Origin of the sequence: Mycobacterium bourgelatii, from assembly GCF_010723575.1 — a bacterium.
Classification (GTDB): Bacteria; Actinomycetota; Actinomycetes; order Mycobacteriales; family Mycobacteriaceae; genus Mycobacterium; species Mycobacterium bourgelatii.
In genome coordinates this window covers 985,020-999,508 of the sequence record NZ_BLKZ01000001.1, presented here as the reverse complement: position 1 = coordinate 999,508, position 14,489 = coordinate 985,020, and the positions used below count along the sequence as shown (strand labels likewise).

The window sequence follows — 14,489 nt, the reverse complement described above, 5'->3', positions numbered from 1 at the left end:
GCCATGCCCGAGGGCGACACCGTCTGGCACACCGCCGCCACCCTGCGTGAGCATCTGGTTGGCCGCACGTTGACCCGCTGCGACGTGCGGGTGCCCCGCTTCGCCACCGTCGACCTCACCGGTGCGGTGGTGGACGAGGTGATCAGTCGGGGCAAGCATTTGTTCATCCGGGTCGGGCCGGCCAGCATTCACTCGCACCTGAAGATGGACGGCAGCTGGCGCGTCAGCAATCGACCGGTGAAGGTGGACTACCGCGCCCGGATCGTGCTCGAGGCCGGCGACGTCCGGGCGGTGGGTGTCGATCTCGGCGTGCTCGAGATTCTTGACCGCGACCACGACGGCGACCCAGTCGCACATCTTGGTCCCGATCTGCTGGGCGAGGACTGGGATGCCCAAACCGCGGCGGCCAATCTGGTGGCCGATCCCGACCGGCCGTTGGCCGAAGCACTGCTCGACCAGCGGGTGATGGCCGGTGTCGGCAACGTCTACAGCAACGAGCTGTGCTTTATCTTCGGGCAGCTACCGACCGCGCCCGTCAGCGATGTCGCCGATCCGTTGCGTCTGGCCACCCGAGCCCGGGAGATGTTGTGGGCCAATCGTTTCCGCTGGAACCGCTGCACCACGGGCGACACCCGGCCCGGCAGGCAGCTGTGGGTGTACGGCCGGTCCGGCCAGCCCTGCCGGCGCTGCGGAACACGCATCAACTACCGGAACGCCGAGGGCGGCGACGAGCGCGTGACGTACTGGTGCCCGAAATGTCAGCGCTGAGGCCGTGGGCGCGGGCCGCACCAATCAGTCGCGGCGCTTAGTCGCGGCCGTGGGTCAGGAAGAACTGGGCGATCACCTGCGAGCTGTCGAACGTCCGCGTGGTGAGTCCGATGACCGATTTCGGCAGATACTGCTTGCTGCCCGGCCAGGTGTGTCCGCCGTCGTCGATCTGATAGAAGACCACCTCCGTCCCGTCCTTGCAGCCCGTGGAATCGAAACGGCGAACGCGAGTTCCGTCCCTGACATCCGGCAGGTTCTGCACCGACGGTGCGCCTTTACACCCGTCGATGGCGCGCCACCGATCGAGGGAGTTGGCGACGGAAATGGCCTGGCTGATCCCGCCGCGGCCCCGGACCTTCCCGCCGTTGAACGGCACGATCCGATCCGCGGTGCCGTGCGCGGCCAGCACCGACACCGGACGCGACGGATTGCAGGGCACGCCGACGCCCAGCGTGCCCGAGATCGGCGCAATCGCGGCGAACAGGTCGGCGCGGTCGCAAGCCAGCCGGTTGGACATGAACCCGCCGTTGGACATTCCGGTGGCGAAGATGTGTCCGGCCGGAACGTCGAACTCTTTCTGCACCCGTTCAACCAGGGCGACCAAGAATCCGACATCGTTGAGATGGCGACGGTCAGCGGGTGCCGCGCCGCGGCCGTCGGCCCAGCTCTTGTCGTAGCCGTCGGGATATACCACCACCAGGTTGGCGGCGTCGGCGACGGAGTTGAAACGCGTCAGGTTCTGTTGTCCGATTCCGGTGCCGCCGCCTCCATGCAGGTTGAGCACCAGGCCGACGGGGTCCCCCGGCGGCACATGCACGACGTAGGTGCGCTTCAACTTGTCATAGTGAAACGTTCCCGGAATATCCCGAGAACGATCCGCCGACACCTTCTGCTCCGCACACCCAGTCACGCAGGTAGCGCACACCAGAAGAACGGCAAGCGATAGCAATCGCGCCCAGAGCATGCAGCCAAATTACCGACCGCACCCGCACATGCGTTGAACGCCTCCACATGTCGCGGGCTGCCGGCCCTCGGTTCAGGCTGTCTCACACCACGACGGAGGCGCCCCGCTCCAGCTCGATGATCCGGTCGGCCATGCCTCGCCGTTCCATTTCCCGGCTGAACTCGGAAAGGGGTGACGCGAAGACGCCATAGTCATCGAAGTGCACCGGAATCATTTTCGGCAGGTCAAGCAACTCCACCAACCCGGCGCCCTGCCTGCCGTCCATGGTCACCGTGAGCCCGAACGGAAGCCGTCTACCGGCCGGCAGCCGGGCCCCGCCCAGATGGAGCAGGCCGACGTCGATCGAATCGAATTGCACTGGAATCTCTTTGAGTTCTTCGACTAGCAGCGTGTCGCCGGATATGTAGATCCGCCGTCGCCGGTCGCCGTCAACGGCGACGAAATCCAGCATGGTGCCCATCACCGGTGGCAGCAGCCGATGCGCCAAGGTCGGTGCGTGCCGGCCGGGCAGCGACGTCAGGGTGACGGTGAGATCGCCCTTGGTGATGATGTGCCGCTGCCAGGTGCTGAGGCCGAGCGCGTCGTCGAAGCCGCGGTGCTGCAGCCGCTTGGCAGCATGCGGGGTCGTCACGATGGGCAGTGCATGGTCGAGGCGCTGCTGCGACACCCGATCCCAGTGGTCGCCATGCATGTGCGAGAGCACAACCACATCGATCGGCGGCAGCTGCTCGATGCTGAGCGCCGGCTCTTTGCGGCGCTTCGACACCAGCCCGTAGCCGAGGTATGCGCGCTGCCCGCGGTGCAGGAAGTTCGGATCGGTCAGGATCGTGAACCCGCCCGCCCGGATCAACGTGGTGGCGTTGCCGATGAAGGTCACCGTGATGTCCATCGCGGGTGGCTACCCCAGTGCTCGCGTACCTAAGCGCGCGCCTGACGTCCCCTCATCCCCCAGACGGAGATCGGGGGATGAACGTCCCGATAATTTCCTTGCCCATCGCCAGGTCTTCGTACTTCGGGTCGGTGCGCTTGCGCCAACCGCTTCCGGCCGAGATCGGCGGGGCCATGATCGGCGGGAGCATCGGGAAATCGGCATCCCCAGCGGGTAGCGGGGACGCGGCCGAGGCGAGTTGCACCGGCGTATTCGCACTGACCAGAAGGCCCGCGGTGGCGGGTGGTGCCGAGAGGCTGCCCAGCTGAACGGCAGCGCCCATCGTCGCCGCAGGAGCGCCGATCCCGCTCAACGCCTCGGCAACGTCGGCTAGGCCGCCCGCTGCGCCGCTCAGGGCCGACTCGCCTTCGGCCAGGCCCTCGGCGACATCCGGGGCAAGCTCCGTCAAAGCCTGGGCCGACGTGAATTGTGCGAAATAGCTGAGCATGTTGATCGGGAATCCCGACGAGACCAACTGGTTGGCGTAGGTGTTGGCCATGCCGAACCAGCCCTGGCTCGGATCGAAGAGGACGCCGACGCTCTGAAGCAGCGCATCGATCGGAGACATCGGCGGAGCAACCGCCGATGCGGGCGCCGCGGCAGCGGCCGCCTCGGCCAGCCCTGACGCGGCGTGCGTGGACCCTGCGGACGCGACTGCCGTCTGGACGGCGTCGGTTTGGGCTGCCATCCCGCCCGGATCCACCATGGTCGGTGGTGAGGAGAACAACGGCAAGTCGAGGGCCTGCGCCGTCGCCGCCTGGTATCGGTACATGGCCGCGGAGTTGTTCACCCACATCGCTTGGTACTGCGCCTCGTTCTCGGCGATGGCGGCAAGGTTCTTGCCGAATCCGTTGGTGGCAATCAACTGGGCCAACTGGGCCCGGTTGGCGCTGACGACCGAGGGGTGCACCACCGCTGCGAGGGTCGCGTTGAATTCCGCCGCAGCGGCCTGCGCCGAAGCGCTCAACCGGTGACACTGCTGCGCGGTGGCTCGCATCCAGTTGAGAAAGGGACCGGCGGCATCGATCATCGCCATGGTCGACGGTCCGTGCCATTCCCCGGCCAGCGTAGACAGCACCGACGCATAGTTGGCGACGGTTTCTTCCAAGTCGGTGCCGAGGTTCTGCCATACCCCGGAGGCGACGATCAGTGATTGCGCACCCGGTCCCGAGTGGATCAGCGCCGAGGTCACCTCAGGCGGCAGCGTTACGAACTCCATAGCACCTCACAATGACAGCAAGAGAAAATTTTGCGAAGTTTCTGTTAAACACACAGGTTAAAAGCGCAGGAATAATGCGCGTCGGCGATCCTGCTCAGGACTTCGGCGGTCAACTGATGGCGTTGACCGCCGCGGATAATCGCGACTTGAATGCGTCCGGAACGGGAGCGTATCCGTTGTCGACCAGACCGTTCTGACCGGGGCCGATGGCGCTCTGCAGGAACGCTCTGACCGCCGTGCCCGTCTGCGCGTCGGAGTACTTCGAGCACACCACCTCATAGGTCGCCTGCACGATCGGGTAGGAGTCGGGCTGGTTGGGCCGGTAGAAGGAGATGGTGTCGAGAGCCAGGTCGTTGCCCTCCTTGGCGAACCAGGCACCCGAGATCGTCTTCCCGACCGAGTCTGCGCTCAACGCCACCGGTTCCGGTCCGGCCGCGGTGATGATCCGGGCCGTCGCCAGGTGGTGCGCTTGGGCGAATGACCACCCGACATAGGTGATGGAACCGTCAGCGTTGGCGACGGCCGCGGCGGCACCCTCGTTGCCAGCGGCGCCCTCGCCGACGCCGCCGTTGAACGTCTTGCCAGCACCCTTGCCCCAGGCGCCGTAGCCGGCGGTGTCGAGGTAGCGCTGGAAGTTTTCCGAGGTGCCGGACTCGTCGCTGCGAAAGACGACCCGGATTGGCTGAGCGGGCAGCGCGGCACCTGGATTCAGCGCGGCGATCGCGGGGTCATTCCAGGCGGTGATGGCACCGTTGAAGATTTTCGCCGCGGTCGGTCCGTCGAGGCTCAATGACGTCAAACCTTTGACGTTGTAGGCGATGGCAATTGCGCCGAAGACTACCGGCAGGTTCCACGCCGGAGAACCACAGCGCCGCTCCGCTTTCGCGTAGTCATCCTTGGCCAGGGGTGCGTCCGAACCGGCGAAATCGGTTCGGTTGCTGATGAATTCGTCGATTCCGGCGGCCGATCCGTCACCCGCATAAGTTAGTGACTGTCCCTGGCAAACTTGTTCGAAGGCCTTGGTGAATCGGCTCATTGCGCCTTCCTGAGCGGTGGATCCGCTGGCCTTCAGCGCCGTCTTGCCACCGCACGCCACCTGCGTCGGCGACGTTCCCTCGGGGTTCGGACTCGCGGCCGGGCGGACGGCGTCTTTCTCGCCGCCGCACGCCGACAGCGTCACCGCAGCGGAGGCGATGACGCTCAGTGCGAGACCAAACCGATTGCAGTTCAACTCAATTCCTCAAGGCACGAAGGCTGCCCCGGCTCGCAGCCACGACGCATGGTAACAAGCGCGCTCGAATAGCGGCCATCCTCAATCCACACCGGAGGTACCGAAGGCGTGAATTCAGCGACCGTTCGCCACCCGTACACAACCCGGCAACCTGCGATGTTCGCACCGTCCGGAACGGTCGTGTAATGATCGGAATGTAAGCAGCGTGTTACATCGGCAGGTCAGCGGGGAGGTTTGGCAATGGCAATCCAGCATGTGCGCACATCCATACCCGCGCGATCATTCTGGGCCGGCCTGACCGCGTTGGTGGTGTCGGTCGGTCTCGCAGGCGCGGTCGCCCCGACGGCACGGGCCGACGGAATCGACGATCAATTCCTGAGCGCGGTGGAGTCCCGGGACATCAAGTTCGCCTCGCCGCAAGCGGCGATCCTCGCCGGCCACCAAGTCTGCAATGAACTCGACCAAGGCAGGCCAAAGGGTGACATCGCGACCGAATTGACCAACAGCGGCAAGCTGGACGGCTATCACGCCGGGTTCTTCGTCGGCCTGAGCATCGCCGCGTTCTGCCCTAGACACCATGGCTGACTAGGGCTTCCCCAAGGCTGACCCCGTCCGCCCACCGCGCCAACGGCATTCGGACTAGTTGGCCGCGCCCCGCCCGACCGCCTGGATGGAGGCGTGCTCGTGCAACGCGTGCTCGGCGGCCGGCGGAACCGGCTTGAGGTCGAAAATCACCTCTTTGACGGTTCCGGTGAATGCATAGGGAGCCTTGTCCTCGTAGTCGCGGTCGACAACGAGTCCGTTGTCGCGACCGACGTCCAACCCGGCGTAGGACGTGAAGGCCAGGCTCACCGTCTGCGGCAACTCACCGTCGCCGATCAATCGATCGTCGGCCCAAAGCGTCACGCGCCCACCGGAACCCACCACCGGCTGCGCGGTTTCGAACAGCATACGCACCGTGACGTCACCCGTCGGGATCGGCTCGGTGGACACCTGCCGATACGTCTCGACGCCGAGGAACGAATAGGTGTGGTGCAGCCGGTGCTCCTCGTCCACCCACAACGCGAATCCGCCCATGAAGTCGGCGTTGGCGACGATCACCCCCTGCGCCCCACCCTCCGGTACGTGCAGCCGCGCCTCGATGGCATAGGAGCGACCGAAGATGCGTGGCACCATGCCGCGTTGAATGTTCTGCACGCCGCCCTGGAAGCTGAACCGGGTGGTGGTGGGCAGCGGCGGCAGGTCGCCGTACATCACCGCAAGCCCGCCGAGTAGCGGCAGCACCCGGTTCTTCTCCGCCTCCTGCCACCACAGCTCTTGCAGCTCGGCAAGTTTGTCCGGGTGTTTGTCCGCTAGGTTGTGCGCCTGCGAGAAGTCGTCGGGCAGGTAATAGAGCTCCCAAATGTCTTTGTCCGGGTCGTATACGCCAGGGGCAAAGCGCTGCATCGTCTGCGGCGACAGATCCCACGGCGCCTTGTCCAGTCGCGCACACGCCCACCAGCCGTCCTTGTAAATGGCGCGGCTGCCGAAGTTTTCGAAGTACTGCACGGTGTGCCGCTCTTCGGCGGCGGGGTTGTCGAAGGTGTGCACGAAGCTCGTGCCGTCCATCGGTTCCTGCTCCACGCCGTCGACCGTGTCCGGCTGCGGTAAACCGATGGCCTCCAACACCGTTGGCGCGATGTCGATGCAATGGGTGAACTGCTCGCGGATGCCGGTGCCGCGCGGGATCCGGCTCGGCCAGGCGACCACCATGGGGTCGCGGGTGCCGCCCAGATGGCTGGCCATCTGCTTGCCCCATTGCAGCGGCGTGTTATTCGCGTGCGCCCAGGGCGACGCGAAGTGCGGGGCGGTAAATTCGTCGCCCAGCGCTTCCATCCCGCCGTACTGCTCGATGAGTTCCAACTGATGCTCGGCGTCCAGGTCGAGACCGTTGATGAACGTCATCTCGTTGAACGAACCGGTATTGGTCCCTTCCATGCTGGCGCCGTTGTCGCCCCAGATGTAGAAGATCAGCGTGTTGTCCAACTCGCCGAGGTTGTCGATCGCGTCGATCAGTCGGCCGACGTTCCAGTCGGCGTTCTCGGAGAATCCGGCGAACACTTCCATCTGCCGGGCAAAGAGTTTGCGTTGGGTCTCCGAGAGGCTGTCCCACGCCGGGAACAGGTCCGGCCGTTCGGTGAGCTCGGTGTCCGGCGGGATGATCCCGAGTTGCTTCTGGCGTTCGAATGTTTTCTGCCGGTACACATCCCAGCCTTCGTCGAACTTCCCCTTGTATTTGTCGGCCCACTCCTTGAACACGTGGTGCGGCGCGTGGGTGGCGCCGGTCGAGTAGTAGATCATCCAGGGCTTCGTCGCGTTCTGGGCGCGCACGGTGTGCAGCCACTCGACGGCCTTGTCGGTGAGGTCGTCGGGGAAGAAGTACGGCTTGCCCTCGGGCGCTTCGGGTATCGCCGCTGGTATACCCAAGACCGAATTGTCCTGGCTGATGATCGGGTCGTACTGGCCCGCGGCACCGGAGGGAAAGCCCCAGAAGTGGTCAAATCCCCAACCCAGCGGCCAGTTGTCGAATGGTCCGGCCGCTCCCTGGACGTTGTCCGGAGTAAGGTGCCATTTGCCGAAAGCGGCTGTCACATAACCGTTGTCACGCAAAATGCGGGGCAGTGCGGCGCAGCTGCGCGGCTTGACCGTCGAGTATCCCGGGTACGGGCCGGGGAACTCGCAGACCGAACCGAAGCCGACGCGGTGGTGGTTGCGGCCGGTCAACAGCGCCGCACGGGTCGGCGAGCACACCGCGGTCACATGGAAACGGTTGTAGGCCAACCCATTTTCTGCGATGCGCGACAGCGTCGGCGTCGAAATGCCGCCACCGAAGGTGTCCGGACCGCCGAACCCGGCGTCGTCAATCAGCACGATCAACACATTCGGTGCGCCCTCGGGTGCACTGGCGCCCGGGACGATCGTCCAGTCACCGACCGACTCCCCCACCGTGCGGCCGATCGTCCCGCCGAAACTGCGTTGGGCTATCGGCAGCTTGGTGCGGTCCGGGTTGAACTTGCCCATCGCCTGTTCGAGCGCCGAACCGAAGCTACGCAGGGTCGTATGACTCAGTTCGGCAAGTGATTTCATCGGCGAGCCGGCCAATGTCTGCTGCACGGCCAGCCGCCCCGGCGCGGGTGTCACGGCGATGATCAGGCCACTGCCGGCCGCCAGCGCTTCCCCGATCTTGTCGGCCAGCCCACTCTTGATCCGGTAGTTCGCGAAGGTGCCCGCCACCGCACCGGCGGCCGCGCCCAATAGGGTCGAAGCCAGCAGGGCGGGCGAGAACAGGCCGACGGCCAAGCCCGCCCCGGCTCCCCACGCGGCGCCGCGGCGGCCCAACCGATTTCCGGTGTCGAGCAGGACGGCGTTGCCGTCGGCGTCCTTGCCGACAAGCACCGCGCCGTGCAACTCGATCGCCTTGGCCTTGGCCTTGCCGTTGAGGTTCTCGAAGTCCTTTCGCGCGGCGTCAATGCTCTGATACCCCGCGACGATGACGAGTGCGTTTTCTTCACCCATGTCGTAACTCCCTGTTGCTCATGAACTCCCGGCGTGAGCCGGTGATCGGGTCGACAAACTCGATGCGCTGCGCCAACAGCTGCAGCGGTGTGCTGAAATCGTCGTCTGGAACCGCCACGACGTTGGGATACAACGGATCTCCGCATATCGGTATCCCCAGCGAAGCCATGTGCACGCGCAGCTGATGGGTGCGTCCGGTGCGCGGCGTCAGCCGGTACAAGCCGTCGGGTGTGACCAGTTCGACCAGGGTTTCCGCGTTGGGCGGGCCCGGTTCGGTCACCGCCTGTAAGTTGCCCCGGCGCTTGACGATCCGGCTGCGGACCACCCGCGGTAGCGTCAGCGTTGGATCCACCGCCGCCCGGGCCAGGTAGGTCTTGGCCACGGCGCCGCGGGCGAACAGCGTCTGGTAGGGGCCACGAAGCTCGCGTCGGGTGGTGAACAGCAACACCCCGGCGGTGAGCCGGTCAAGTCGGTGGGCCGGGCTCAGTTCGGGCAGGTCCAGTTCCCGGCGCAGCCGCACCAGCGCAGTCTGCGCGACATGCCGCCCGCGGGGCATGGTGGCCAGGAAGTGCGGCTTGTCGACGACCACAATGTTGGCGTCTTGATACAGCACGGGTATGTCATACGGCACCGGCACCTCGTCCGGCAGGTCCCGATACAGATAAACGCTCGCCCCGGCGGGCAGCACGGTACGATCGTCGACAACATCGCCGTCGGCGTCAACCACTTCTCCGGCAAGGACTTTCGTCCGCGCCGCGTCCCCGAACCGGGCGGCCAACTCGGCGAGCACGGGCCCGCCATGCAGGCGCACCCGTGCCGGTCCCAAGCCGTCGCGAACCGGCAGCGGCGCGGCCCTCACCACTGGCTCATCTGGCTCAATCGAGCGGCACCGGCTCGAGGATCTCGGCCCGGGCCTCGGGGGCACTGGCCCGCAGCATGTCTGCCGAAACGTCGTCGGGCTGCGCTTGGGACAACACCTCGGCCTCCACCCGCGCCTTGTAGTTGGCCACTTCGCGTTCGACGTCCGCCGGGCTCCATCCCAGGACGGGGGCGACGATTTCGGCGACCTCCTGGGCGCAGTCCACCCCGCGGTGCGAGTACTCGATGGAGATCCGCATCCGGCGCGCCAGGATGTCCTCGAGGTGCAACGCGCCCTCGGCGACCACGGCGTACAGCGCTTCCACCTTCAGGTAGCCCGGCGCCTCCTTGATCGGGCCGAGCAGGCTGGAGTCTTTGACGGCCAAGGCCAGCACCTCGTCGATCAGCGAACCGTACCGGTCCAGCAGATGGCGAACCCGGTAGGGGTGCAAACCCCTTGTGGCACCGACCTTCTCGGTTTGGTTGATGAGCGCGAAGTAGCCGTCGGCGCCCAGCAGCGGCACCTTCTTGGTGATCGACGGGGCGACCCTGGTCGGAATGAACTCCGCTGCGGCGTCGACGGCGTCGGCGGCCATCACCCGGTAGGTGGTGTACTTGCCGCCCGCGATGGCGACCAGGCCGGGCGCGGGTACGGCCACGGCGTGCTCGCGGGACAGCTTGGACGTCTCCTCGGACTCCCCGGCCAGCAGCGGCCGCAGTCCGGCGTAGACGCCGTCGATGTCGGCATGCGTCAGCGGGACGGCCAGCACGGTGTTGACCGTGCTGAGGATGTAGTCGATGTCGGCCTTGGTGGCCGCCGGGTGCGCCAGGTCGAGATTCCAGTCGGTGTCGGTGGTCCCGATGATCCAGTGGCTGCCCCACGGGATGACGAACATCACCGACTTCTCGGTGCGCAGGATGATCGCGACGTCGCTGACAATGCGGTCGCGCGGCACCACCACGTGCACGCCCTTGGATGCGCGGACTTTGAACCGCCCGCGCTGCTTGGACAGGGCCTGGATTTCGTCGGTCCACACGCCGGTCGCATTGATCACGACGTGGCCGCGCACCTCGGTGATCGCGCCGTCCTCGGAGTCGCGGACGCGAACGCCGGTGACCCGATCCCCTTCCCGCAGCAGCGCCACCACCTGGCTGGAGGATCGCACCACGGCGCCGTAATGGGCGGCGGTGCGCGCGACGGTCATCGTGTGCCGGGCGTCGTCGACGACGGTGTCGTAGTAGCGGATGCCGCCGATCAGCGAGCTGCGCTTCAGACCCGGGCTCAGCCGCAGCGCACCGGCCCGGGTGCAATGTTTCTGCGCGGGAACGGATTTCGCTCCACCCAGGCTGTCGTACAGGAAAATGCCGGCGGCAATGTACGGGCGTTCCCACAGCCGCTTGGTGAGCGGGAACAGGAACGGCAACGGCTTTACCAAGTGCGGCGCCAGCGTGGTCAGCGACAACTCGCGCTCGTAGAGCGCCTCGCGCACCAGGCCGAATTCCAATTGCTCCAGATAGCGCAGGCCGCCGTGGAACATCTTCGACGACCGACTGGACGTTCCGGAGGCGAAGTCACGCGCCTCGACCAACGCCACCTTGAGGCCACGGGTAGCGGCGTCCAACGCGCTTCCGGCACCCACCACGCCGCCGCCGATGACCACCACGTCGAATTGCTCGGTACCGAGTCGCTCCCACGCCAACGCGCGCTGCTCGGGACCCAGCAACGCGGGCCGCAGGGCCTGCTCGCTATCCGGTCCGTCCATCGGGATGCTCACGACTACGTCTCCTGTCGGCTACTCGTCGGTACGCGTTGCTCACGTAAGGCTAGTGCGTCGGGCACGTTGGAGTTTGCCCTTCAGTCCAGATCGTCGTGTGCCATCAGGCGGCGCGCGGCCTCGGTGATCGAACCCGACAACGACGGGTAAACGGCGAGTGTCTGCGCCAACTCGTTGACCGTGATGCGGTTCTGCACGGCCACAGCTATGGGCAGGATCAGCTCCGAAGCGATGGGGGCCACCACCACGCCGCCGATCACGACGCCGGTGGACTGCCGGCAGAAGATCTTCACGAAGCCCTGCCGCAGGCCGGACATCTTGGCGCGGGCGTTGGTGCGCAGCGGCAACATGATGGTGCGGGCGCTGAACTGCCCCTCGTCGATCGCCTTTTGGGTTACTCCGACGGCCGCGATCTCCGGACGGGTGAAAACCGTCGCGGCGACCGTGCGCAGCCGGATCGGGCTCACGCCCTCGCCCAGCGCGTGATACATCGCGATCCGGCCCTGCATCGCGGCGACGGAGGCCAGCAGCAGCAGGCCGGTGCAGTCGCCTGCGGCGTAGATGCCGGGCACCGACGTGCGCGAGACCCGGTCCACCTTCAGGTAGTCGCCGGGCGCGACCTCGATGCCGACCCGTTCCAGGCCCAGGCCGCTGGTGTTGGGCACCGAGCCGATCGTCATCAGCGCATGGCTGCCTTCGACGGTGCGGCCGTCGGTCATCGTCACCAGCACGCCGGTGTCGGTGCGGGTCACCGATTCGGCGCGGGCGTTCTTGTACAGCTGCACGCCGCGTTCGGCGAACGACTCCTCAAGTACCGCCGCGGCGTCGGCGTCCTCATACGGCAGCACGCGGTCCCGGCTGGCCGCCACCGTCACCGGTACACCCAGCTCGGTGTAGGCGTGTACGAACTCGGCGCCGGTGACCCCGGAGCCCACCACGATCAGGTGTTCGGGCAGCGTCTTCAGGTCGTAGAGCTGGCGCCAGGTGAGGATCCGCTCGCCGTCGGGCTGAGCCGTCGGCATGATGCGCGGGCTGGCGCCGGTGGCGATGAGCACGACGTCGGCGTCGTGTTCGGTGACCTGGCCGTCGTCGCCGGTGGCCCTGACCCGGTGCCGGGCCAGGCCGGGCCTGGGGTCGACCAGCTCGCCGCGCCCGGCGACGATCTTCACCCCGACGTCGCGCAGCTGCATGGCGATGTCGGCGGACTGCTCGGCGGCCAGCCGGCGGACCCGGGCATGGATCTGCGGGAGCGAAATCTTGGCGTCGTCGATGTCGATGTCGAAGCCCAGCCGCGGCGCCCGCCGCAATTCGGTACGCAGCCAGGTCGAGGCGATGAACGTCTTGGACGGCACGCAGTCGTCCAAGACGGCAGCTCCGCCGATGCCATCGGAATCGATGACCGTGACTTTGGCTGTATCGGGGTGCGAGGTGGCGGCTACCAACGCGGCCTCGTAGCCGGCCGGGCCTCCACCGATGATCACGATGCGAGTCACCACAGGCCCTAACCTAGCCCGGCGGCTCGGAAAGCGCCGAGTGCCGCGCAAGGGGCCAGGTCGCAGGCCCGCCGCGGCCGACTTGCGCCCGGCTTGCGGCCGGCTTGCGGCCGGCAACTTCGGCCACAGACAGGTGGGGGGCCGCGTGTTGTCTAAGATTTCTCCGTGCCGCTATACGCCGCTTACGGGTCAAACATGCATCCCGAGCAGATGCTGCAGCGCGCACCCCACTCGCCGATGGCCGGAACCGGCTGGTTACACGGCTGGCGGCTGACGTTCGGCGGCGAGGACATCGGCTGGGAAGGCGCCCTGGCCACAATCGTCGAGGATCCGGACTCCAAGGTGTTCGTCGTCCTCTACGACATGACGCCGGCCGACGAGGCCAACCTGGACCAATGGGAGGGGTCCGAGTTCGGCGTGCACAAGAAGATCCGCTGCCGCGTCGAGCGGCTGTCGTCGGACACCACCACCGACCCCGTCCTCGCGTGGCTTTACGTGCTGGACGCCTGGGAGGGCGGGCTGCCGTCAGCGCGCTATCTAGGGGTGATGGCCGACGCCGCCGAAATCGCGGGCGCCCCACCCGAATACGTGCACGACCTGCGCACCCGCCCCGCCCGCAACATCGGCCCCGGCACGCCTACTTAGTTAGCTACGGGCGCCGCGAGCGTCCCCATTTGTACGTGTTTTGGCCCCAAAACCCGGCATTTTGCGGACGCTCGTCAGGTGAATTGCCTGCGCCGCACGTCGCCCTCACGATTGCTCGCGTGCACGCGGAGCTCGGTCAACTACTCCAAGCGCAGGGTGGGGTCGTCACCGCTGCTCAGGCGTTGACCTACCTAACCCGCCGCGGCCTTGAGGCAAAGGTGAAAAGCGGTGCACTGCGGAAGGTTTTGCACGGCGTCTACGGCGTCGGCAACGTGACGACCAGTCTGAAACTGCGCGGCCTGGACTTGGTGACGGGTACCACGGTCGCTGCTTGCATGGGTACCGCCGCTGCCGCCTACGGCTTCGACACGGAGCGAACCACTAGTGTGCACGTGCTGAGCCCGGATGGACTTCGTCTTCGTTCGTCCGCTGGCGTGGTAGTCCACCGTCGCCAGGGCGCACCGCTGACCGTCGTCCGGGGACGACCCGCAACCACCCCACCGTGGACCGCAATCGAAGTCGCCCGCAGTTTGCGCCGGCCTCGGGCTCTGGCGACGCTGGATGCTGCGTTACGCAGCGGTACGTGTCTCCGCTATGAGCTTGAGCGGGCCATCGAGCTGCAGGCAGGTCGTCGCGGTATTGCCATCGCGCGCGAATTGCTCCCCATCGCGTCGCCGCTCGCCGAGTCTCCCATGGAGAGCGAGGCACGCCTGGTCATGATCGACGGCGGCCTGCCGCCGCCGGTGCTGCAATACGAGCTTGTTGACCTGCAGGGACGCGTCTGGCGGTTGGATTTCGCATGGCCCGAGCAGCGAGTCGCGGCCGAATACGAGGGCGTCGACTGGCACACCTCACCGGATGCATTTCGCCGGGATCGCAAGAGGGCGGCGGCCGTTGGCGATCTGGGCTGGGTGGTCGTGCCCATCATTGCCGAGGACGTCAGGCAACGACCGGCGGAATTGGTCGCGCGGATCAACCAACGCCTAGCCCGCGCGGCGTGAGCGTCCGCAAATTGCCAGGTTTCGGGGCCTTTTCGTGTACAAATGGGCGCGC

11 protein-coding genes and 1 pseudogene are annotated in these 14,489 nt (G+C 66.5%); 4 read left to right on the top strand and 8 right to left on the bottom strand.

The features are described 5' to 3' along the window. The first annotated feature begins 3 nt into the window (after positions 1 to 3). On the top strand, positions 4 to 768 hold the full coding sequence (gene nei2, locus G6N68_RS04520) for an endonuclease VIII Nei2 (protein ID WP_163708427.1): 765 nt from the start codon (positions 4 to 6) through the stop codon (positions 766 to 768). A 37-nt stretch (positions 769 to 805) separates the two neighbouring features. On the opposite strand, the gene G6N68_RS04515 is transcribed toward nei2, so the two are convergent. From G6N68_RS04515 to pstS, 4 genes are all read right to left on the bottom strand, one after another. Further along, positions 806 to 1,732 carry an extracellular catalytic domain type 1 short-chain-length polyhydroxyalkanoate depolymerase gene (locus G6N68_RS04515; RefSeq protein WP_163708424.1) on the bottom strand — a complete coding sequence of 309 codons (927 nt, stop codon included), beginning with the start codon at positions 1,730 to 1,732 and terminating at the stop codon, positions 806 to 808. An 82-nt stretch (positions 1,733 to 1,814) separates the two neighbouring features. Beyond that, positions 1,815 to 2,621 carry an MBL fold metallo-hydrolase gene (locus tag G6N68_RS04510; RefSeq protein ID WP_163708421.1) on the bottom strand — a complete coding sequence of 269 codons (807 nt, stop codon included), beginning with the start codon at positions 2,619 to 2,621 and terminating at the stop codon, positions 1,815 to 1,817. A 52-nt stretch (positions 2,622 to 2,673) separates the two neighbouring features. Further along, positions 2,674 to 3,879, bottom strand: a complete 1,206-nt coding sequence (locus G6N68_RS04505; protein ID WP_163708418.1) for a PPE family protein — start codon at positions 3,877 to 3,879, stop codon at positions 2,674 to 2,676. A gap of 109 nt (positions 3,880 to 3,988) precedes the next feature. Beyond that, a complete protein-coding gene (gene pstS / locus G6N68_RS04500) occupies positions 3,989 to 5,110 on the bottom strand; it encodes a phosphate ABC transporter substrate-binding protein PstS (RefSeq protein ID WP_163708415.1) in 1,122 nt (373 codons plus the stop codon). Positions 5,111 to 5,350: 240 nt separating this feature from the next. Here pstS and G6N68_RS04495 point away from each other — a divergent pair, with 240 nt between their 5' ends. Further along, a complete protein-coding gene (locus tag G6N68_RS04495) occupies positions 5,351 to 5,695 on the top strand; it encodes a DUF732 domain-containing protein (protein WP_163708412.1) in 345 nt (114 codons plus the stop codon). A 54-nt stretch (positions 5,696 to 5,749) separates the two neighbouring features. Here the strand turns inward: G6N68_RS04495 and G6N68_RS04490 are convergent, their stop codons facing one another. The 4 genes and pseudogenes from G6N68_RS04490 to G6N68_RS04475 form a co-directional block, all read right to left on the bottom strand. Next, positions 5,750 to 8,665, bottom strand: a complete 2,916-nt coding sequence (locus tag G6N68_RS04490; protein WP_163708409.1) for an arylsulfatase — start codon at positions 8,663 to 8,665, stop codon at positions 5,750 to 5,752. Then, positions 8,658 to 9,524, bottom strand: coding sequence for a pseudouridine synthase (locus G6N68_RS04485; RefSeq protein WP_163708406.1), 867 nt, complete (start codon positions 9,522 to 9,524; stop codon positions 8,658 to 8,660). Before G6N68_RS04485 ends, G6N68_RS04490 begins: the two co-directional genes overlap by 8 nt. Positions 9,525 to 9,540: 16 nt before the next feature. Continuing rightward, positions 9,541 to 11,286 (bottom strand): glycerol-3-phosphate dehydrogenase/oxidase, encoded by a 1,746-nt coding sequence (locus G6N68_RS04480; protein WP_163718161.1) that lies wholly within the window; start codon positions 11,284 to 11,286, stop codon positions 9,541 to 9,543. 14 nt (positions 11,287 to 11,300) lie between these two features. Continuing rightward, positions 11,301 to 12,794, bottom strand: a pseudogene (locus tag G6N68_RS04475) (NAD(P)H-quinone dehydrogenase). Positions 12,795 to 12,956: 162 nt separating this feature from the next. On the opposite strand from G6N68_RS04475, the gene G6N68_RS04470 reads away from it, so the two are divergent. Beyond that, positions 12,957 to 13,436 (top strand): gamma-glutamylcyclotransferase family protein, encoded by a 480-nt coding sequence (locus tag G6N68_RS04470; protein WP_163708401.1) that lies wholly within the window; start codon positions 12,957 to 12,959, stop codon positions 13,434 to 13,436. Positions 13,437 to 13,555: 119 nt separating this feature from the next. Continuing rightward, positions 13,556 to 14,437: a type IV toxin-antitoxin system AbiEi family antitoxin gene (locus G6N68_RS04465; RefSeq protein ID WP_163708399.1), complete on the top strand. Its 882-nt coding sequence runs from the start codon at positions 13,556 to 13,558 to the stop codon at positions 14,435 to 14,437. Positions 14,438 to 14,489: the final 52 nt, after the last annotated feature.